Source organism: Streptomyces sp. NPDC093109 (genome assembly GCF_040701725.1).
Lineage (GTDB): Bacteria > Actinomycetota > Actinomycetes > Streptomycetales > Streptomycetaceae > Streptomyces.
In genome coordinates this window covers 127,068-147,863 of record NZ_JBFBEZ010000013.1, presented here as the reverse complement: position 1 = coordinate 147,863, position 20,796 = coordinate 127,068, and the positions used below count along the sequence as shown (strand labels likewise).

Genomic DNA, 20,796 nt, shown 5'->3' with positions numbered 1-20,796 from the left:
GGGCTTCACAGGTTTCGGCGGATGGGGGCGTTCCAGTGGACGGCGGCGGCGCGGACGGTACGACCACGGGCAAACGTCCGAACGGACAACTCGGCTCGTGGTTCATGCGCAGCGGCTGGTCCAAGGGCGAGCTGGCACGGCAGGTCAACCGCAGGGCACGCCAGATGGGCGCGCACCACATCAGCACCGACACCTCCCGGGTACGCCGCTGGCTCGACGGCGAACAGCCCCGCGAGCCGATCCCCCGCATCCTCTCCGAGCTGTTCTCCGAGCGCTTCGGCGCCGTCATCGCCGTCGAGGACCTCGGACTGCGCTCCGCGCACCAGTCGCCCTCGGTGTCCGGCGTCGATCTGCCCTGGACGGGACCGCAGACGGTCGCCCTGATCAGCGAGTTCTCCCGCAGCGATCTGATGCTGGCGCGCCGCGGCTTCCTCGGCACCTCCTTAGTGCTCGCCGCCGGGCCAGGGCTCGTGGAGCCCATGCAGCGCTGGCTGGTGCCCACCCCGGCCGGCGATCAGGGCCGTACCGATCCCGGGCCGGCCGCCCCGTCCCGCGTACCGCAGCTCTCCGGGCCCGAACTCGACCTGCTGGAGTCGACCACCGCGTGCTTCCGGCTCTGGGACGCCCAGTGCGGCGGCGGACTGCGGCGCAAGGCCGTCGTCGGGCAGCTCCACGAGCTGACCGACCTGCTCCAGGAGTCGCACCCGGAGGCCACCTCCCGGCGGCTCTTCCGGTGCGCCGCCGAGCTCGCCGAGCTGGCGGGCTGGATGAGCTACGACGTCGGCCTCCAGCCCACCGCCCAGAAGTACTTCGTCCTGGCCCTGCACGCCGCCAAGGAAGCCGGGGACAAACCGCTCGGCTCGTACATCCTGTCGTCCATGAGCCGGCAGATGATCCACCTGGGCCGGCCCGACGACGCGCTGGAACTGATCCATCTCGCCCAGTACGGAAGCCGCGACCGCGCCACCCCCAGGACCCAGGCGATGCTGTATGCGATGGAGGCCCGGGCATACGCCAATATGGGCCAGCCGAGCAGGACCAAGCGCGCCGTCCGGATGGCCGAGGACACCTTCTCCGACATCGGCCTGGACAGTGAGCCGGAGCCCGACTGGATCCGCTTCTTCTCCGAAGCCGAGCTGAACGGCGAGAACGCCCACTCGTACCGGGATCTGGCCTATTTCGCCGGCCGCAGCCCCACCTACGCCTCCCTCGCCGAGCCGGTCATGCGGCGCGCCGTGGAGCTGTTCGCCAAGGACGACGACCACCAGCGGTCGTATGCGCTGAACCTCATCGGCATGGCCACCGTCCACCTCCTCAACCGGGAGCCCGAGCAGTCCGCGGACCTTGCGGAGCAAGCCATGCGGGTGGCCGGCAAGGTCCGCTCGGAGCGGGTCAACACCCGGCTCCGCAAGACCCTCTCCACCGCCGCCAGGGACTTCGGGGACGTCGCCGATGTCGTCGATCTCACCGAGCGGCTCGCCGCCCGCCTCCCCGAGTCCGCGGAGGCCGTCTGAACTGCGGACATACCGTCCGCACCGCCCAGGCTCCGGCCGCGGCGCTCACCCCGTACAGCCCGACACGGCTCCCCCGCCGCCAGGACAGCAGGGTGACCGCCGCGGCCGGTTTACGACGTCCGGAAAGGGCGTTCACGGCCCTGTGGCGAGATCTGCCGGTTCACCGGGTCGTAACACACGGGACACCTTCGTCACCCGTGCGAAACGTCGAGCTGCACTGACCGAAACGGCGCTGCGCGAATCTCCTCAGCATTAGTCGGCCCTCAAACGTGAGCATCCGCACGGGCCGTTCCCACCCACGAGGAGACGCTGGCCTTGAATGGCGCAGATACCGCATTCGTACTGATCAGTGCCGCGCTCGTCATGCTGATGACGCCCGGCCTGGCATTCTTCTACGGCGGCATGGTGCGGGTGAAGAGCGCCCTCAACATGCTCATGATGTCCCTGATCTCGCTCGCCATCGTCAGCGTGGTGTGGGTCCTCTACGGGTACTCACTGACCTTCGGTGACGACATCGGCGGCGGGCTCCTGGGCAACCTGGACCACATCGGCTTCAAGGGCATCGGGGTCGACACCCTGACCGGAGGCAAGGAAGGCATCCCCGTCTTCGCCTTCGCCCTGTTCCAGATGATGTTCGCCATCCTCACCCCCGCGCTGATGAGCGGCGCACTCGCCGACCGCGTGAAGTTCAGCGCCTGGGCGCTGTTCATCACCCTGTGGGTCTCCATCGTCTACTTCCCGGTCGCGCACTGGGTCTGGAGCTCCGACGGCTGGCTGCACTCCCTCGGCGTGATCGACTTCGCGGGTGGTACCGCGGTCCACATCAACGCCGGTGTCGGAGCACTCGCCGCGGTCCTGGTCGTCGGCAAGCGCATCGGATTCAAGAAGGACCCGATGCGGCCGCACAGCCTGCCGCTCGTCATCCTCGGCATGGCGCTCCTGTGGTTCGGCTGGTTCGGCTTCAACGCCGGCTCCGAGCTGGCCGCCGACGGCACCGCCGCGCTCATGGCCTTCAACACACAGATCGCCACCGCCGCCGCGATGGTCGGCTGGCTCGCCTACGAGCGGATCCGGCACGGCGCGTTCACCACGCTCGGTGCCGCCTCCGGCGCCGTCGCGGGCCTCGTCGCCATCACCCCGTCCGGCGCCAACGTCAGCCCCTTCGGCGCCATCCTCATCGGAATCGTCGCCGGCGCTGTCTGCTCCTGGGCCGTCAGCCTCAAGTACAAGCTCGGCTACGACGACTCCCTGGACGTCGTCGGCGTCCACCTCGTCGGCGGTGTCATCGGCACCCTGCTCGTCGGCCTGCTGGCCACGGACGGCCTGGGCGGTCTCGAGCAGTTCGGCAAGCAGGCGGTCGGCGCCTTCTCGGTGATGGCGTACTCGTTCGTCGTCTCCTGGATCCTCGCCAAGATCGTCGACGCCACCATCGGCTTCCGCGCCTCTGAGGACGACGAGACCAGCGGTGTCGACATGGCATACCACGCGGAATCCGCCTACGACTACAGCGCGGTGGGGGGCTCCCCGTCGGGCCGTAGTAGCGTCGCCGCCTCGACCGAGACCCTCGCCACGGCGACGAACAAGAAGGTGGACGCATGAAGCTCATCACCGCAGTCGTGAAGCCACACCGACTGGACGAGATCAAGGAGGCGCTCCAGGCCTTCGGTGTCCAGGGGCTCACGGTCACGGAGGCCAGCGGATACGGCCGGCAGCGCGGCCACACCGAGGTCTACCGGGGTGCGGAGTACACCGTCGACCTCGTACCGAAGATCCGTATCGAGGTACTGGTCGAGGACGGCGACGCCGAACAGCTCATCGATGTGGTGGTCAAGGCCGCCCGCACCGGCAAGATCGGTGACGGGAAGGTATGGAGCGTGCCGGTCGACACGGCGGTCCGGGTACGGACCGGCGAACGCGGCCCGGACGCACTTTAGAGACGGGAACGACTGGGTGACGAGCCTCGAAGAGACCACCGAAGAGACAGACTCGGGACCCAGCGGCTACGCGGCGGCCCGGCTGCGCCTCCTCCAGGAGAAGGCGCAGTCCGGGCCGCCGCGCCGTGCCGCGCTGGCCCGCCTCACCGACGACTGGCTGAACGCGCTGTTCACCACCGCCGCCCGGGAGGCAGGCGTCCGCGGCGCCGCCCTGGTCGCCGTGGGCGGCTACGGACGCGGCGAACTCTCCCCGCGCAGCGACCTCGACCTGCTGCTCCTGCACGACGGAAAATCCACCCCCGGCGCCATCGCCGCCCTGGCCGACCGCGTCTGGTACCCCGTCTGGGACCTCGGACTCGCCCTCGACCACTCCGTCAGGACCCCCGCCGAGGCGCGCAAAACCGCCGCCGAGGACCTCAAGGCACAGCTCGGACTGCTCGACGCCCGGCATGTCGCCGGCGACCTCGGCCTGGTCACCGGCGTACGCACCGCGATCCTCGCCGACTGGCGCAACACCGCGCTCAAACGCCTCCCCGCCCTCGACGAACTCTGCCGCGAGCGCGCGGAACGCCAGGGCGAGCTCCAGTTCCTGCTGGAACCCGACCTCAAGGAGGCCAGAGGCGGCCTGCGCGACGCCACCGCGCTGCGCGCCGTCGCCGCCTCCTGGCTCGCCGACGCCCCCCGCGAAGGCCTCACCGACGCCCGCCGCGCGCTCCTCGACGCCCGGGACGCCCTGCACCTGACCACCGGCCGCGCCACCGACCGGCTCGCCCTCCAGGAGCAGGACCCCGTCGCCGCCGAACTCGGCCTCCTCGACGCCGACGCCCTGCTCCGCCAGGTCTACGAGGCCGCCCGCACCGTGTCGTACGCCTCCGACGTCACCTGGCGCGAGGTGAACCGGGTGCTGCGCTCCCGGTCCGCACGCCCCCGGCTGCGCGCCATGCTCGGCAGCAAACCGATGCCCGACCGCACCCCGCTCGCCGAAGGCGTCGTCGAACACGACGGCGAGGTCGTCCTCGCCCGTACCGCCCGCCCCGAACGCGACTCCGTGCTCCCGCTGCGCGCCGCCGCGGCAGCCGCCCAGGCCGGGCTGCCGATCTCCCTGCACGCCGTACGCAGGCTCGCCCTCGCCGCCAAACCGCTGCCCGTACCGTGGCCCGCCGAGGCCCGCGAGGAACTCGTCACCCTGCTCGGCGCCGGCGAGTCCACCGTCCCCGTCTGGGAGGCGCTCGAAGCCGAAGGGCTGATCACCCGGCTGCTGCCCGACTGGGAACGGGTCCGCTGCCGCCCCCAGCGCAACCCCGTCCACACCTGGACCGTCGACCGCCACCTCGTCGAGACCGCCGTCCAGGCGTCCTCGCTGACCCGCCGCGTCGGCCGCCCCGACCTCCTCCTCGTCTGCGCCCTGCTCCACGACATCGGCAAGGGCTGGCCCGGCGACCACTCGGTGGCCGGCGAGGTCATCGCCCGCGACGTCGCCGCCAGGATCGGTTTCGACCGCGACGACACGGCCGTCGTCGCCACCGTCGTCCGCCACCACCTGCTGCTCGTCGACACCGCGACCCGCCGCGACCTGGACGACCCCGCCACCGTCGGCTCCGTCGCCTCCCGCGTCGGCTCCCTCACCACCCTGGAGCTCCTGCACGCCCTCACCGAGGCCGACGCCCTCGCCACCGGACCGGCCGCCTGGTCGTCCTGGCGCGCCTCACTGGTCAACGACCTCGTCGCGCGCGTGGCCGCCGTCCTCGCCGGCGACGACCCCGCGGAGCCGGAACCCACCGCGCCCAGCGCCGAACAGGAACGCCTCGCCGTCGAGGCGCTGCGCACCGGCGGCCCCGTACTCGCGCTGCACGCGCAGACCGAGCCCCCGCAGGACGGCGACCCCGCGGGCGTGCCCGAACCCGTCGGCGTCGAACTCCACATCGCCCTGCCCGACCGGCCCGGCGTGCTGCCCGCCGCCGCGGGAGTCCTCGCGCTGCACCGGCTCACCGTACGGGCGGCCGATCTGCGCGCCATCGAACTCCCCACCGAACTCGGCACCTCCGAGGTGCTCCTGCTGAGCTGGCGCGTCGCCGCCGCGTACGGCTCCCTGCCGCAGGCCGCCCGGCTCCGCGCCGATCTCGTACGGGCCCTGGACGGCTCCCTCGACATCCGCGGCAGGCTGGCCGAGCGCGAGGCCGCCTACCCGCGCCGCCGGGGCGTCCAGGCCCCGCCGCCACGCGTCACCGCCCTGCCCACCGCCTCCCAGCACGCGACCGTCATCGAGGTCCGCGCCCAGGACGCACCGGGCCTGCTGCACCGCATCGGCCACGCGCTGGAGACGGCGGCGGTACGGGTACGCAGCGCGCACGTCTCCACCCTGGGAGCCAACGCGGTCGACGCCTTCTACGTGACGACGGACCGCGGCCGCCCCCTCCCGGCGACGGACGCCGCCGAACTGGCGCGCGCGGTCGAGAGCGCGCTGCGCGGCTGACGCGGACGACGCGTGACGACCGGGACGGCAGCAGCCCGTTCCGGTCGTACGCCCTCGTCGCACCTCACCCGTCCACAGGGGCAGACCCCACCGCGCGCGGCCGGATACCCTGGGGGACGGTCCGTCCGTTCCATACAACGGTCCCCACCACCCGCCCCCGACCTGAGGATCCGCGACCGCCGTGTTCGACACTCTCTCCGACCGCCTCGCAGCCACGTTCAAGAGCCTCCGGGGCAAAGGGCGCCTCAGCCCGGAGGACATCGACGCCACGGCCCGTGAGATCCGTATCGCCCTGCTCGAAGCCGACGTGGCACTGCCCGTCGTGCGCGCCTTCATCGCGAAGGTCAAGGAGCGCGCGGCCGGCGCCGAGGTCTCCCAGGCGCTGAACCCCGCCCAGCAGGTCGTCAAGATCGTCAACGAGGAGCTCGTCGGCATCCTCGGCGGCGAGACGCGGGTCCTGCGCTTCGCCAAGCAGCCGCCGACCGTGATCATGCTCGCCGGCCTCCAGGGCGCCGGTAAGACCACCCTCGCCGGAAAGCTCGGCCTCTGGCTCAAGGGCCAGGGCCACACCCCGCTGCTCGTCGCCTGTGACCTCCAGCGCCCCAACGCCGTCACCCAGCTCTCCGTCGTCGCCGACCGCGCGGGCGTCGCCGTGTACGCCCCCGAGCCGGGCAACGGCGTCGGCGACCCCGTCAAGGTCGCCAAGGACTCCATCGAGTACGCGAAGACCAAGCAGCACGACATCGTCATCGTCGACACCGCCGGCCGGCTCGGCATCGACGAGGAGCTGATGAAGCAGGCCGCGGACATCCGCGACGCCGTCAGCCCCGACGAGATCCTCTTCGTCGTCGACGCGATGATCGGCCAGGACGCGGTCAACACCGCCGAGGCCTTCCGTGACGGCGTCGGCTTCGACGGCGTCGTCCTCTCCAAGCTCGACGGCGACGCCCGCGGCGGCGCGGCCCTCTCCATCGCGCACGTCACCGGCAAGCAGATCATGTTCGCCTCCAACGGCGAGAAGCTCGACGAGTTCGACGCGTTCCACCCGGACCGCATGGCGTCCCGCATCCTCGACATGGGTGACCTCCTCACCCTCATCGAGCAGGCCGAGCGGACCTTCAGCCAGGCCGAGGCCGAGAAGATGGCCTCCAAGCTGGCGGGCAGCAAGGGCGGCAAGGACTTCACGCTCGACGACTTCCTGGCGCAGATGGAGCAGGTCAGGAAGATGGGCTCCATCTCCAAGCTGCTCGGCATGCTGCCCGGCATGGGGCAGATCAAGGACCAGATCAACAACATCGACGAACGTGACGTGGACCGCACCGCCGCGATCATCAAGTCCATGACCCCGGCCGAGCGCCACGACCCGGTCATCATCAACGGCTCCCGCCGCGCCCGCATCGCGCGCGGTTCGGGCGTCGAGGTCAGCGCCGTCAAGAACCTCGTCGAGCGCTTCTTCGAGGCCCGCAAGATGATGTCCAAGATGGCCCAGGGCGGCGGGATGCCCGGCATGCCGGGTATCCCGGGCATGGGCGGCGGCCCGGGCCGGGCGAAGAAGAAGGTCAAGCAGGCGAAGGGCAAGCAGCGCTCGGGCAATCCGATGAAGCGCAAGGCGGACGAGGCCGCGGCGGCGGAGCGCCGGGCGGGGCTGCCGGCGGGGGAGCAGGACCAGGCGTTCGAACTCCCGGACGAGTTCAAGAAGTTCATGAACTAGTTGTCGTGGTCCGGGCGGGTGTGGGGTGCGGCCGGTGCGGCCCCGTGCCGGGGGCCGATCGGCCGGCGCGTGCCCCCGTAGGGGCCGCCACCCGCCCACGCCCACCGGGCCCCGCCCAAGCCAGACAAGACACCGACCCCTACGGGGTCCGCGCGATCAGGTAGCGGAAGACGTTCGGCATCCATACCGTTCCGTCGCGCCGCAGGTGCGGATGGAGCGCCTCGCCGATTTCCTTCTCCACCTGCCGCCGGTCAGTCGCCCCGATCGCTCCGTCGAAGACGCCCGTCGACAGCAGCCCCCGGACCGCGCTGTCCTGGTCCGCGTAGCCGAAGGGGCAGGCCACCCGGCCCGAGCCGTCGGGTTCGAGGCCGGCGCGGGCCGCGACGTCCTCCAGGTCGTCGCGGTGTGCCGGGTGCCAGCCGTCCTTGCGGAGGCGGTCGGTGAGGCGGCCCGCGACCCGCAGCACCGCGTCCGTGGCACAGCGTTCGGGTGGGCCCCAGCCGGCCAGGACCACCGGGGTACCGCGGCCGGCCAGCGGGATGGCCGTGCGGAGGGCCGGCGCCAGCGCCGTCGCGTCCCGGGCCGCGGAGCCGATCGGCTGGAAGGCCGTGATCAGGTCGTACGGGGACCGGCCGGGCTCCGCGGCGGCGTCGGCCTTGGCGGCGTCGGCGATCCGGTCGGCGGGCAGCAGGGTGCCCGGCCCGTGCTCCTGGTCCGCGCCCAGCCGCTCGCGGGCCAGTGCGAGCCGTTCCGTGTCGGAGTCGACGCCGGTCACCCGCGCGCCCCGGGTGGCGGCGAGCACCAGGGCGAGCCCCGAGCCGCAGCCGAGGCCGAGCACCCGGGTCCCGGCGCGGACCTCCAGGCGTTCGTACACCGCTTCGTAGAGCGGTACCAGCATCCGTTCCTGGATCTCCGCCCAGTCACGCGCGCGCGTGACATGGCCGTCGTCGCGCTGGACGAGCGTACGTGTCATGGATAGCGCCCCAATCCGCCGAGAGGTCCGTGGTGTCCTGCTGGACAGCCCCCCGTGTATCGCGCGCTCACATCCCCCGAATGCCAGGGAACTCCCCATCCGGGCCCGCGTCCAGTGGGTGACGGGCCACCTCGGGTGTGCCGGGCGGTGGTTGGGCGGCGGGCCGCGGGGGCGCGTGTGGTGCTCGGCGAGCGGTTCCGGCCATCTCGGAAAGCTGCCGGTGACCCCGGTGTACGGGAAGAGCCGAGGTGGGGCGCCCGCGCCGGGCGGCGGTGCTGCGCGGGTGGGGGCGGATTGGGCCATACGGGTGTGGATCGAGGCGTGGCGAGCCCGTCCGGAAACGCGCGCCGACGGCCGGGGCGGTGCGGGAATTGGATTGTGCCCCCGGTACTGTCACCGTCGAGGCCGCGCCCGCCGGCGGCGCCGCCGCGCGCCCGGTGACCGGCGCGAACGGCGCGAGGGAGCCCGTAGACGTAGATCGTCTACGCGTGGCTGCGTACCCGGCGCTACGTACCGGCTTGCGAGGGGCTGCGAGGCTTTCTCCGCAGATCGACGCACCCGCCCTCGTCAGGACGCATCAAGGGCAACTGACGGGTACGTGCAAATTATTTGGGATGCCCCGTAATGGAACCCGGGAGGGTTCCGGCTCGTTGTTCACGACGTGAGCACGACACCACCTGTTCTCGCCGCAGAGCTGGCGCAGGCGTGGGCCGATATTCAGCGGTCCCACCCCGAGCTGCCGGATCTTGCCGCGCCAGAGTCCCTGATCGGAGAGTCGTCGTCCGCCTGCGGCGCCGAGCTCTCCTTCGAACGACTGCTTCACGAAGCGGTCCACGGCATCGCCGCGGCCAGAGGTGTCCGGGACACCTCGCGCGCGGGCCGCTACCACAACCGCCGATTCCTGGCGATCGCCGAGGAGATGGGCCTCGACCATCCCGATGAACCGCATGCCAGCAGCGGTTTCTCGCTGGTCGCGCTCAGCCCCGAGGCCAAGCGCCGTTACCGCCCGACCATCGAGCGACTCCAGCGCGCCCTCAAGGCGCACACGGTCGCGACGGCCGCCGACACCAAGCGCAGCTTCCGGGGTCCGGCCGCCCGGCACGGCTCCTCCGGGGGTGGTGTCCGGGTCAAGGCGGTCTGCGACTGCGGCCGGAACGTACGGGTCGTCCCGTCCGTCCTGGCCCAGGCGCCGATCGTCTGCGGTGGCTGCGGCAAGCCCTTCCGCATCCCGGAAGCGGTCGCCGCCGCGAGCTGATCCCGGTCTCGCGGATCCTGCCGTACCCCGGGCCGGTCAGGTCCCGGTCCGGGGTGTGGCAGAATGGCCAGCCGTACTCGACAGTCGCACAGGACCCCTCTCTCCTCCGGCTGACGCGTCCATCGGGCAGATCGGGTACCGCAACCCCACGCGGCTCCTGCTACGCCCAACCACGTCAAGACCAGGAGACACCACTCCAGTGGCAGTCAAGATCAAGCTGAAGCGTCTGGGCAAGATCCGTTCGCCTCACTACCGCATCATCGTCGCCGACTCCCGTACCCGCCGTGACGGCCGGGCCATCGAGGAGATCGGTCTGTACCACCCGGTGCAGAACCCCTCGCGTATCGAGGTCGACTCGGACCGCGCGCGTTACTGGCTCTCCGTCGGCGCCCAGCCGACCGAGCCGGTTCTCGCGATCCTGAAGCTCACCGGTGACTGGCAGGCGCACAAGGGCCTGCCGGCCCCCGCGCCGCTGCTGCAGCCGGAGCCGAAGGCCGACAAGCGGGCGCTCTTCGAGGCGCTCACGAAGGACGGCGACGAGCCCAAGGGTGAGGCCATCACCCCGAAGGCCAAGAAGGCCGACAAGAAGGCGGACGAGGCCGAGTCCTCGGCGGCCGCCGAGTCGACCGAGGCCTGAGCATGCTCGAGGAGGCTCTTGAGCACCTCGTGAAGGGCATCGTCGACAATCCGGACGAAGTGCAGGTCGCCTCGCGCAACCTGCGGCGCGGCCGGGTGCTGGAGGTCCGGGTCCACCCCGACGACCTCGGCAAGGTGATCGGCCGTAACGGCCGCACCGCACGTGCTCTGCGGACCGTTGTGGGCGCCATCGGCGGCCGCGGCATCCGCGTCGACCTCATCGACGTGGACCAGGTCCGCTGACACCGCAGAACACCGGCACGGGCCGGGGAGGGCCACCGCCTTCCCCGGCTCGTGCTGTTTTGGTTAATGACCGCCGCGAAGAGGTGCTGTAGTGCAGTTGGTAGTCGCGCGGATCGGCCGCGCTCATGGCATCAAGGGTGAGGTCACCGTCGAGGTGCGCACGGACGAGCCCGAACTGCGGCTCGGGCCCGGCGCCGTACTCGGCACGGAACCGGCCTCGGCCGGACCGCTGACGATCGAGACCGGCCGGGTGCACAGCGGCAGGCTGCTGCTGCGCTTCGCGGGGGTACGGGACCGTACCGGCGCCGAGGCGCTGCGCAATATCCTGCTGATCGCCGAGGTCGACCCGGAGGAGCTCCCCGAGGACCCGGAGGAGTACTACGACCATCAGCTGATGGACCTGGACGTGGTCCTGGCCGACGGTACGGAGATCGGCCGGATCACCGAGATCACCCATCTGCCCTCGCAGGACCTGTTCATCGTGGAGCGCCCGGACGGCAGCGAGGTGATGATCCCGTTCGTCGAGGAGATCGTCACCGAGATCGACCTCACCGAGCAGCGGGCCGTCATCGACCCGCCGCCGGGGCTGATCGACGACCGGGCGGAGATCGCCTCCACCCGCGAGGAGGACGCCACGACGGACGCCGGGGACGGCGACCGATGAGGCTCGATGTCGTCACGATCTTCCCGGAGTATCTGGAGCCGCTGAACGTCTCGCTCGTCGGCAAGGCGCGCGCCCGCGGGCGGCTCGACGTCCACGTGCACGACCTGCGGGAGTGGACGTACGACCGGCACAACACGGTGGACGACACCCCGTACGGCGGCGGACCCGGCATGGTCATGAAGACCGGGCCCTGGGGCGAGGCGCTGGACGAGATCCTGGCGGACGGGTACGAGGCGGACGCCCACGGCCCGGTCATGGTGGTCCCCACCCCCAGCGGCCGGCCGTTCACCCAGGAACTCGCCGTCGAGCTCTCCGAGCGCCCCTGGCTGGTCTTCGCGCCCGCCCGGTACGAGGGCATCGACCGCCGGGTCGTCGACGAGTACGCGACCCGGCTCCCCGTCGTCGAGGTCTCCATCGGCGACTACGTGCTCGCCGGCGGCGAGGCGGCCGTACTGGTGATCACCGAGGCCGTGGCCCGGCTGCTGCCCGGGGTCCTCGGCAACGCCGAGTCGCACCGCGACGACTCCTTCGCCCCCGGCGCCATGGCCGACCTGCTGGAGGGGCCCGTCTACACCAAGCCGCCCGAGTGGCGCGGCCGGGGGATCCCGGACGTGCTGCTCAGCGGCCACCACGGTCGGATCGCGCGGTGGCGGCGGGACGAGGCGTTCCGGCGTACGGCGCTCAACCGGCCCGATCTGATCGAACGGTGCGACTCCGCAGGCTTCGACAAGAAGGACCGCGAGACGCTCTCCATCCTGGGCTGGGCGCCCGAGCCCGGTGGCCGATTTTGGCGCAGGCCCGACACCGTGGAAGAATAGGCCGCTGCTGTGCGTCCGGCGTGCGCCCCTGCCACAGGGGGAACGACGCCCGCCCGGCGCGAACGGCACTCATACTCTCTCCCGATCATCCGCTGATGACCTGTGGCATCAGCGAGGAAGCAGACCCACATGTCCAACCTGCTCAGCACGGTCGACGCCGCGTCGCTCCGCAGCGACCTGCCCGCCTTCCGTCCCGGTGACACCGTGAACGTCCACGTGCGTGTCATCGAGGGCAACCGCTCCCGTATCCAGCAGTTCAAGGGCGTGGTCATCCGCCGTCAGGGCTCTGGCGTCAGCGAGACCTTCACGGTCCGCAAGGTCTCCTTCTCCGTCGGTGTCGAGCGCACCTTCCCGGTCCACAGCCCGATCTTCGAGAAGATCGAGCTGGTGAGCCGCGGTGACGTCCGCCGCGCCAAGCTGTACTACCTCCGTGAGCTGCGCGGCAAGGCCGCGAAGATCAAGGAGAAGCGCGACAGGTAGTCGCGCCGGGTCCACAAGGCGGCCGGATAAGATCTGGCCCCGATGGACACCGAAACGCAAGCGACCGAGCGCGACCGTTCTTCCGACACCCCCGAGGTGGACGGAGAGCGGTCGCGTTTCGCGCGTTTCGGCCCCGGAAGGCTTTCCTGGCGGTGCGTCGGACTGCTGAGTATTGCCTGCGCCGTTTTCGTACTGCTCTTCAGTACCTTCGTGCTCCAGCCCTTCCTGATTCCCAGTGGCTCGATGGAGCCGACTCTCCAGGTGGGGGACCGGGTGCTCGTCAACAAGTTGGCGTACCGTTTCGGTACCGAGCCGGAGCGCGGTGATGTGGTCGTGTTCGACGGGACCGGATCCTTCGTCCAGGAGCCCCCGGAGGAGAACCCCGTCACCACCCTGCTGCACGGGGCAGCCGCGGCCCTCGGTCTCGCGGAGCCCGCCGAGACCGACTTCGTCAAGCGCGTGGTCGGTGTGGGAGGCGATCGGGTGGTCTGCTGCGACAAGGGGGGCAGGGTCGAAGTGAACGGCAGAGCGGTCGAGGAGCGGTATCTGTACCCGGGGGACGCGCCCTCTGAGGTCCCCTTCGACATCGTGGTGCCCGAGGGAACCCTGTGGGTGATGGGCGATCACCGCGCCAACTCGCGGGACTCCCGCGACCACCTCGGCGAGCCCGGCGGCGGCATGGTCCCCGTCGGCAGAGTGATCGGCAGAGTGGACCGGATCGGCTGGCCGCTGGGCCACTGGAGCGGCCTGAGCCGTACGGACGCCTTCCGGGACGTGCCGGGGCCGGGAGGCTCGCATGGGTAAACGTGGACGTACCGCGGCCCACGGGTCCGACACCCGGCTGCCCACCGGCAGCCGGCCCACCACGGGCCGGGCACTGCCGGGCCGGGCCGAGCGGCGCAAGCTCGCCCGCCGGGTCAAGACGCGCCGGCAGCGCAACGCGATGAAGGAGATCCCGATCCTCATCACGGTGGCGCTGCTGATCGCCGTCGTCCTCAAGACGTTCCTGGTGCAGGCGTTCGTCATCCCGTCGGGCTCCATGGAAGCGACGATCCAGGTCAGCGACCGGGTCCTGGTGGACAAGCTGACGCCGTGGTTCGGCTCGAAGCCGCAGCGCGGCGATGTGATGGTCTTCAAGGATCCCGGCGGCTGGCTCGACGACGAGCAGCCCCCGCCGGACACCTCGCCCGCCGTGATCAAGAAGTTCAAGGAAGGGCTGACCCTGATCGGGCTGCTGCCGTCCGCGGACGAGCAGGACCTGATCAAGCGCGTGGTCGGCGTCGGCGGCGACACCGTCAAATGTTGTGACGCCGCCGGCAAAGTCACCGTCAACGGAATGCCCCTCACCGAGCCCTATCTCTACCCGGGCAACGCGCCCTCCACGATCCCGTTCGAGGTGAAGGTCCCCGCCGGCCGGTACTTCGTCATGGGTGACCACCGGTCCAATTCGGCCGATTCGCGCTTCCATCTCCAGGAGGGATTCAGCGGTACGGTCTCCCAGGACGAGGTGGTCGGGCGCGCGGTCTACATCGCCTGGCCCTTCGGGCACTGGAGCGGTCTGGAGCAGCGCGACACGTACTCCTCCGTTCCCGACGTGCCCACCGCCCCCGCCGGGCCCGCTGCGCCGACACCGGCACTGGGGCTGTCGAATAGTGTGTCCCCGCGAGATCTGAACGGATTGCTGCGGCTCCCGAGCCCTGCGGAACTCCCGCTCGTTATGGGAGTGGTGGGCCTGTCCCGTCTCCGGGACAGGCGATCTCACGGAGTATTCGCACGGAGTAAGGAGTGGATGTGGGGGATGTGGCGGTCGGCGCACGATCCGGACACGACGATCCCGAGGAGGGACGCGAGCAGCTCGCCGAGTCGCCCGAAGCCGTGACGGACGAGACGATGCGCATCAGGAGTATCGGCGGTGAGCCCGGTTCCGGCACCGGAGGCGGGACGGGCGGCGGGACCGGGACCGGTGGCGGGACCGGCGGCGGTGGGAACATCGGCGGTGACCAGGACGGCAGGGCCGATGACGGCACTGCCGACGCGGCACGGAAGCCGCGCTCCTTCTGGAAGGAGCTGCCGCTGCTCATCCTGATCGCGCTTGCGCTCGCGCTGGTGATCAAGACCTTCCTGGTCCAGGCGTTCTCGATCCCGTCGGACTCGATGCAGGACACCCTCCAGCGGGGCGACCGGGTGCTGGTGGACAAGCTCACCCCCTGGTTCGGATCCGAGCCGGAGCGCGGCGAGGTCGTGGTCTTCCACGACCCGGACAACTGGCTCGGGGACACCCCCGCGGTGGACCCGAACGCGGTGCAGAAGGTCCTGAGCTGGATCGGTCTGATGCCGTCGTCCGAGGAGAAGGACCTGATCAAGCGGGTCATCGCGGTCGGCGGGGACACGGTGGAGTGCAAGAAGGGCGGCAAGGTCCAGGTCAATGGACACGCGCTCAACGAGACGGATTACATCTATCCGGGCAACACCCCCTGTGACGACAAGCCCTTCGGCCCCCTCAAGGTGCCCGAGGGCCGGATCTGGGTGATGGGCGACCACCGGCAGAACTCGCTGGACTCGCGCTACCACCAGGAGCTGGACGGGAACGGCACCGTTCCCAACAGCAAGGTCGTCGGCCGCGCGTTCGTGGTGGCCTGGCCGGTCAACCGCTGGTCGACGCTGCCCGTGCCCGGTACCTTCGACCAGTCGGGCCTGAGCGCGGCGGCGGCGGTCGCGCCGGCCGCGGTACCCGGAGCGCTCGGCCTGGCCGGAGCGGTCCCGCTCGTGCTCTGGCGCAGGCGGAGGCTGACCCGCGGACGTACCGACGGGTAGGGTGCCGTCCCGGATCGTCTATCTCCGAGGGCCGCGCACTCCGTCGTACGGAGTGATCGTTCTCCGGAACGGGGGAGGGCTGGGATGAGCGGAACAGCGGGACGTACGAACGGCGGCCGCGGTCGCCTCGGCAGTGTGCTGTCGGGGCTGGCCGTGGCCGTCGGCTGTGTGCTCTTCCTCGGCGGGTTCGCCTGGGCGGCCGTCGAGTACCGGCCGTACGCCGTGCCGACCAACTCGATGGACCCGACGATCAAGGCCGGGGACCGGGTGCTGGCGCAGCGGATATCCGGGGGCGAGGTGCGCCGGGGCGATGTGGTGGTCTTCAGCGACGAGCAGTGGGCCAATATGCCGATGGTCAAGCGGGTGGTCGGAGTCGGCGGCGACAAGATCGCCTGTTGCGACAGCGACGGCCGGCTGACCGTCAATGGCAAGGCGGTCGACGAACCGTATGTGAAGGGGATGCTCGGCGGGCGGGCGTCCTCGACCGACTTCTCCGCGACCGTGCCCTCCGGCCAGTTGTTCCTGCTCGGTGATGAGCGCAGCGGCTCCCTGGACTCCCGGGTCCATCTGGAGGACGCGGCGCAGGGCTCGGTGCCGCGCACGGTGGTGGACGCGCGGGTGGACGCGGTCGTCTGGCCCCTGGGCGGACTGATCGGGCGGCCCGAGGGCTTCGCGGCCCTGCCGGGCGGGGTGTCGCAACCGGGCCCGGTGCGGCTGATCGTCGCGGCGGTGCTGGCCGGGGTGGCGCTGATTCTCGGCGGCGCGGCGTACGCACCGGTGGCGGGATGGCTGTCCCGGGCACGGTCGGGCAGGGGCGCCCGGAGCGCGGAGGGGGTGGCCGCGGATGCCGGCCGATGACGCGGTACGGGACGGGCAGGCACCCGGCGGCGGGCTGCGCAGAGTGGCACGGGTGGTGCTGCTGGACCCCGAGGACCGGATTCTGCTGATGCACGGCCATGAGCCGGAGGATCCGGACAACGCCTGGTGGTTCACGCCCGGCGGCGGTCTGGAGGGCGACGAGAGCCGGGCGGAGGCCGCGCTGCGGGAGCTGGCCGAGGAGACCGGGATCACCCGGGTGGAGCTGGGGCCGGTGCTCTGGCGCAGGACGTGCTCCTTCCCGTTCGACGGCCGCCGCTGGAACCAGGACGAGTGGTACTTCCTGGCCCGTACCGCACAGACCGAGTTCTCCCCCGGCGGGCTCACCGAACTGGAACTGCGCAGCGTAGCGGGGATGAGGTGGTGGACCTCCGCCGAACTGTCGGCGGCGCGTGAGACGGTGTACCCGACCAGGCTCGCCGAGCTGCTGCGCACGCTGCTCGACGAGGGTCCTCCGGGTGCACCGGTGGTCCTCGCCCCCGAAAACGTCTAGTGGGCGCGGGGGCCGGAGCACAATGGGGGGACGTACGGCTGAAGGGGAACATGCCATGAGCGCCGAGGACCTCGAAAAATACGAGACCGAGATGGAGCTGAAGCTCTACCGGGAGTATCGAGACGTCGTCGGTCTGTTCAAGTACGTGATCGAGACCGAGCGGCGCTTCTATCTCACCAACGACTACGAGATGCAGGTCCACTCTGTGCAGGGTGAGGTCTTCTTCGAGGTCACCATGGCCGATGCCTGGGTCTGGGACATGTATCGGCCGGCCAGGTTCGTCAAGAAGGTGCGTGTGCTGACGTTCAAGGACGTGAATATCGAGGAGCTGAACAAGAGCGACCTCGAAATGCCCGGAGGCTGACGCACGGCCACCGCTCACTCCGGAGAGTGAGCGAGTTTTCCACAACCGGCGCCTTGTCCACCAAGATCCACCAGCTTCGGGCCGACGCGGCAGAGTCGGTGCCGGAGGTGGTGCCGATATGAACGCTACGGCGGCGCTCGGGCGATACGGCGAGGATCTGGCGGCGCGACGGCTGGTCGCGGCGGGGATGACCGTGGTGGCCCGCAACTGGCGGTGCGGCAGGACAGGCGAGATCGATATCGTGGCCAGGGACACCGAGTCCCGGGGCCACGAGGTGCTCGTCGTCTGCGAGGTGAAGACCCGCAGAGCCGATTCCTTCGAACATCCGATGGCCGCGGTCACCCCGGCCAAGGCCGACCGGCTGCGGCGGCTCGCCGCCTGCTGGCTGGAACGGTGCGGCGGCCCGCCCCCGCCCGGCGGCGTACGCATCGACCTGATCGGTGTGGTGCTGCCTGCCAGGGGCGCGCCCGTGGTCGAGCACGCGCGGGGGGTGGCCTGATGGGATTCGCGCGTGCGTGTTCGGTCGCCCTGGTCGGCGTCGAGGGAGTGGTCGTCGAGGTCCAGGCCGATCTGGAGCCGGGCGTGGCCGCCTTCACCCTGGTCGGCCTGCCCGACAAGAGCCTGGTGGAGAGCCGGGACCGGGTCAGGGCGGCGGTCGTCAACTCCGGCGGGGAGTGGCCGCAGAAGAAACTCACGGTGGGACTGAGCCCGGCCTCCGTACCGAAGAGCGGCAGCGGCTTCGACCTCGCCGTCGCGGCGGCGGTGCTCGGCGCCGCCGAGCGGATCGATCCCCGGGCCATCGCCGATCTGGTGCTGATCGGTGAACTGGGCCTGGACGGCCGGGTCCGGCCGGTGCGCGGGGTACTGCCCGCGGTGCTCGCGGCGGCCGAGGCAGGCTACCGGCAGGTCGTCGTCCCGGAGAGAACGGCGGGCGAGGCGTCCCTGGTGCCCGGTGTGTCGGTCCTCGGCGTCCGGAGCCTGCGCCAGCTGATCGCCGTCCTGACCGACGAACCCGTCCCCGACGAGCCGCAGGAGCCAGGACCGGGCCGCCCGGACCCCATGCTGGCCGGGCTGCTGGTACCCGGCGCCGGAGTGGGCACCGGCCTCGCCATCGGCGCCGGGAGCCCGGAACACCGCCCCGATCTCGCGGACGTCGCCGGACAGGACGCGGCCCGCACGGCGCTGGAGGTGTCCGCGGCGGGCGGACACCATCTGCTGCTCCACGGGCCGCCGGGCGCGGGCAAGACGATGCTGGCCGAGCGGCTGCCCGGCGTACTGCCGCCCCTGACCGAACAGGAGTCCCTGGAGGTGACCGCCGTGCACTCGGTGGCCGGGATGCTGCCGCCGGGGGAGCCGCTCGTGCGCTCCGCGCCCTACTGCGCGCCGCACCACTCGGCCACCATGCAGTCACTGGTCGGCGGCGGCAACGGGCTGCCCAGACCGGGCGCGGTGTCCCTGGCTCATAGAGGCGTTCTGTTTCTGGACGAGGCCCCGGAGTTCTCTGGCCGGGCGCTGGACGCGCTGCGGCAGCCGCTGGAGTCGGGGCATGTGGTGGTGGCGCGCAGCGCCGGGGTGGTGCGGCTGCCCGCGCGCTTTCTGATGATCCTCGCGGCCAACCCCTGTCCGTGCGGGCGGCACACCCTGCACGGCGCCGGGTGCGAGTGCCCGCCCTCGGTGATCCGCCGCTATCAGTCGCGGCTGTCAGGACCGCTCCTCGACCGGGTGGATCTGCGGGTCGGTGTCCAGCCCGTCGGACGGGCGGACCTGCTGGAACAGGGCGGCCGGGGCGAGTCGACGGCGGTGGTGGCCGCCCGGGTGCGGGAGGCCAGGGCGCGGTCGGCACACCGGCTCGCAGGCAGCCCCTGGGCCGTCAACAGCGAGGTCCCCGGGCATGAGCTGCGCACCCGCTGGCCCGTGGAGCCCGGCGCGCTCGACGCGGCCGAGCGGGACCTGGAGCGCGGCCTGCTCACCGCGCGCGGTGTGGACCGGGTGCTCCGGGTGGCCTGGACGGTCGCGGATCTCGCCGGGCGCGACCGGCCGAGGGCGCGGGACGTGGCGCTGGCGCTGGAGCTGCGCACCGGCGTCGCGCGCGGCACGGTGGCCGCGGCGGGGGCGGCGTCATGACGGCCGCCGGAACGGAGGAGCGGCTGGCCAGGGCGGCCCTCACCCGGGTGTTCGAGCCGGGGGACGAGTGCGGTGGCCAGTGGCTGCGGCGGTTCGGCGCCGTCGAACTGCTGGAGCTGCTGACCGCCCCGGACACAGGGCCGCCGCGGCTCACCGGCGCCACCGAGCAACGGCTCGGGGGCTACCGGCTGCGGGCGCGGGCGGTAGCCCCCGAGGGCGATTTGGCGGCCATCGCGGAGCTCGGCGGCCGGTTCGTCTGCCCCGGCGACCCGGAGTGGCCCAGCCAGCTCGACGACCTCGGCGCGGCCAGGCCCATCGGGCTCTGGGTGCGCGGCCGTTCGGACCTGCGTATCTGGTCACTGCGGTCCGTCGCCGTCGTGGGCGCCCGCGCGTGTACTCCTTACGGGGCACATATGGCGGCCGGGCTGGGCACCGGACTGGCCGAGCGCGGCTGGGTCGTGACCTCCGGCGCCGCGTTCGGAGTCGACGGCGCGGCCCACCGGGGCGCGCTGGCGGCCGGCGGCGCCACCGTCGCCGTACTCGCCTGCGGCGTCGACCGTGCCTATCCGCCGGGCCACGCGGAACTGATCGGACGCATCGCCGAACAGGGGCTGCTGGTCGCAGAATTGCCGCCCGGCGACCATCCCACCCGCAGCCGATTCGTCCTCCGCAACCGGGTGATCGCGGCCCTCACCAGGGGAACCGTCGTCGTGGAGGCCGAGTACCGCAGCGGCTCCCTGGTCACCGCGCGCTGCGCGCAGCGGCTCGGCCGTTTCACCATGGGCGTACCGGGACCGGCCACCAGCGGGCTCTCCGCCGGGGTGCACGAACTGCTGCGCGGGGAGGGCGTGCTGGTCACCGACGCGGCCGAAGTCGCCGAGCTGGTGGGCGACATCGGCGAGCTGGCACCGCAGCGCCGCGGTCCCGTACTCGCCAGGGATCTGCTCGATCCCGTCAGCGCCCGGGTATTGGAGGCCCTGCCGGCCCGGGGGAGCGCGGTGGGGAAAGAGATCGCGCGCGGCGCCGGCGCGACCGTCGACGAGGCGCTCGGCAGGCTGTACGAACTCCACTCGTTGGGGTTCGTCGAACGGGAGGGCGACGGGTGGCGGTTGGCCGCGTGGCCGACTCCGGCCGGCGCCGTGCGGCGAGGCGGTACTTGACCTGGGGCATTCGGGTGAAAAGGTGAGAGAGGTGATCCTCGCTCGGCCGTCGGTGACGTCCGGAGGGCCGGCGCGACCCACGTCGGCCCCGGATCGAAGGCGTGACCGACAGATACCGCGGGAGGGGACCACGCCGTGTGCTCCTCGCGCAGCGCGACCTCCCAGTCACGCTACGCTCACCTGCATTCCGGTACGACAGATGTCCCCCACACGTACAGACCGTCCACCCGGCACCCGCACACTCCCGCATCTCACGCCCCCACA

At 71.5% G+C, this 20,796-nt stretch carries 20 protein-coding genes and 1 pseudogene; 20 read left to right on the top strand and 1 reads right to left on the bottom strand.

Going from position 1 to position 20,796, the window contains the following annotated elements:
• Positions 1-104 precede the first annotated feature (104 nt).
• The 5 genes from AB0389_RS15405 to ffh all read left to right on the top strand — a co-directional run bounded on the left by AB0389_RS15405 (position 105) and on the right by ffh (position 7,632).
• On the top strand, positions 105-1,514 hold the full coding sequence (locus AB0389_RS15405) for a hypothetical protein (protein ID WP_366395918.1): 1,410 nt from the start codon (positions 105-107) through the stop codon (positions 1,512-1,514).
• A gap of 315 nt (positions 1,515-1,829) precedes the next feature.
• Positions 1,830-3,113, top strand: a complete 1,284-nt coding sequence (locus tag AB0389_RS15400) for an ammonium transporter (RefSeq protein ID WP_366395880.1) — start codon at positions 1,830-1,832, stop codon at positions 3,111-3,113.
• Positions 3,110-3,448, top strand: a complete 339-nt coding sequence (locus AB0389_RS15395) for a P-II family nitrogen regulator (RefSeq protein WP_030351756.1) — start codon at positions 3,110-3,112, stop codon at positions 3,446-3,448. The genes AB0389_RS15400 and AB0389_RS15395 overlap by 4 nt, the downstream gene beginning before the upstream one ends.
• A 16-nt stretch (positions 3,449-3,464) precedes the next feature.
• Positions 3,465-5,921, top strand: a complete 2,457-nt coding sequence (locus AB0389_RS15390) for a [protein-PII] uridylyltransferase (protein ID WP_366395879.1) — start codon at positions 3,465-3,467, stop codon at positions 5,919-5,921.
• Positions 5,922-6,102: 181 nt separating this feature from the next.
• Positions 6,103-7,632 carry a signal recognition particle protein gene (gene ffh / locus AB0389_RS15385; protein ID WP_366395878.1) on the top strand — a complete coding sequence of 510 codons (1,530 nt, stop codon included), beginning with the start codon at positions 6,103-6,105 and terminating at the stop codon, positions 7,630-7,632.
• Positions 7,633-7,771: 139 nt separating this feature from the next.
• Here ffh and AB0389_RS15380 read toward each other — a convergent pair whose 3' ends face one another.
• Complete coding sequence (locus tag AB0389_RS15380) at positions 7,772-8,605, bottom strand: methyltransferase domain-containing protein (protein ID WP_366395877.1); 834 nt, start codon at positions 8,603-8,605, stop codon at positions 7,772-7,774.
• 661 nt (positions 8,606-9,266) lie between these two features.
• Between AB0389_RS15380 and AB0389_RS15375 the strand changes: the two genes are divergently transcribed.
• From AB0389_RS15375 to dprA, 15 genes and pseudogenes are all read left to right on the top strand, one after another.
• A complete protein-coding gene (locus tag AB0389_RS15375; RefSeq protein WP_366395876.1) occupies positions 9,267-9,860 on the top strand; it encodes a hypothetical protein in 594 nt (197 codons plus the stop codon).
• A gap of 199 nt (positions 9,861-10,059) precedes the next feature.
• Entirely contained in the window at positions 10,060-10,497 is a 438-nt protein-coding gene (gene rpsP, locus AB0389_RS15370) for a 30S ribosomal protein S16 (RefSeq protein WP_366395875.1), read from the top strand.
• A gap of 2 nt (positions 10,498-10,499) precedes the next feature.
• Positions 10,500-10,739 carry an RNA-binding protein gene (locus tag AB0389_RS15365; RefSeq protein ID WP_030351741.1) on the top strand — a complete coding sequence of 80 codons (240 nt, stop codon included), beginning with the start codon at positions 10,500-10,502 and terminating at the stop codon, positions 10,737-10,739.
• A 91-nt stretch (positions 10,740-10,830) separates the two neighbouring features.
• Entirely contained in the window at positions 10,831-11,403 is a 573-nt protein-coding gene (gene rimM / locus AB0389_RS15360) for a ribosome maturation factor RimM (protein WP_366395874.1), read from the top strand.
• Positions 11,400-12,221: a tRNA (guanosine(37)-N1)-methyltransferase TrmD gene (gene trmD, locus AB0389_RS15355; protein WP_366395873.1), complete on the top strand. Its 822-nt coding sequence runs from the start codon at positions 11,400-11,402 to the stop codon at positions 12,219-12,221. The genes rimM and trmD overlap by 4 nt, the downstream gene beginning before the upstream one ends.
• Before the next feature lie 129 nt (positions 12,222-12,350).
• Positions 12,351-12,701: a 50S ribosomal protein L19 gene (gene rplS / locus AB0389_RS15350; RefSeq protein ID WP_366395872.1), complete on the top strand. Its 351-nt coding sequence runs from the start codon at positions 12,351-12,353 to the stop codon at positions 12,699-12,701.
• A 42-nt stretch (positions 12,702-12,743) separates the two neighbouring features.
• Positions 12,744-13,505 carry a signal peptidase I gene (gene lepB, locus AB0389_RS15345; RefSeq protein WP_366395871.1) on the top strand — a complete coding sequence of 254 codons (762 nt, stop codon included), beginning with the start codon at positions 12,744-12,746 and terminating at the stop codon, positions 13,503-13,505.
• Positions 13,498-14,617: pseudogene (gene lepB / locus AB0389_RS15340) on the top strand (signal peptidase I). Before lepB (AB0389_RS15345) ends, lepB (AB0389_RS15340) begins: the two are co-directional and overlap by 8 nt.
• On the top strand, positions 14,502-15,515 hold the full coding sequence (gene lepB / locus AB0389_RS15335) for a signal peptidase I (RefSeq protein WP_366395917.1): 1,014 nt from the start codon (positions 14,502-14,504) through the stop codon (positions 15,513-15,515). The pseudogene lepB (AB0389_RS15340) and the gene lepB (AB0389_RS15335) overlap by 116 nt, the downstream one beginning before the upstream one ends.
• Positions 15,516-15,599: 84 nt before the next feature.
• Entirely contained in the window at positions 15,600-16,373 is a 774-nt protein-coding gene (lepB, locus tag AB0389_RS15330) for a signal peptidase I (RefSeq protein ID WP_366395870.1), read from the top strand.
• Complete coding sequence (locus tag AB0389_RS15325) at positions 16,360-16,884, top strand: NUDIX hydrolase (protein ID WP_366395869.1); 525 nt, start codon at positions 16,360-16,362, stop codon at positions 16,882-16,884. The genes lepB (AB0389_RS15330) and AB0389_RS15325 overlap by 14 nt, the downstream gene beginning before the upstream one ends.
• Positions 16,885-16,939: 55 nt before the next feature.
• A complete protein-coding gene (locus tag AB0389_RS15320; protein ID WP_366395868.1) occupies positions 16,940-17,248 on the top strand; it encodes a DUF2469 domain-containing protein in 309 nt (102 codons plus the stop codon).
• A gap of 118 nt (positions 17,249-17,366) precedes the next feature.
• A complete protein-coding gene (locus AB0389_RS15315; protein WP_366395867.1) occupies positions 17,367-17,747 on the top strand; it encodes a YraN family protein in 381 nt (126 codons plus the stop codon).
• The gene (locus AB0389_RS15310) at positions 17,747-19,372 is read left to right on the top strand and encodes a YifB family Mg chelatase-like AAA ATPase (protein WP_366395866.1); all 1,626 of its coding nucleotides are present in this window, start codon (positions 17,747-17,749) and stop codon (positions 19,370-19,372) included. Before AB0389_RS15315 ends, AB0389_RS15310 begins: the two co-directional genes overlap by 1 nt.
• Positions 19,369-20,532 carry a DNA-processing protein DprA gene (dprA, locus tag AB0389_RS15305; RefSeq protein WP_366395865.1) on the top strand — a complete coding sequence of 388 codons (1,164 nt, stop codon included), beginning with the start codon at positions 19,369-19,371 and terminating at the stop codon, positions 20,530-20,532. The genes AB0389_RS15310 and dprA overlap by 4 nt, the downstream gene beginning before the upstream one ends.
• The last annotated feature ends 264 nt before the right edge of the window (positions 20,533-20,796 follow it).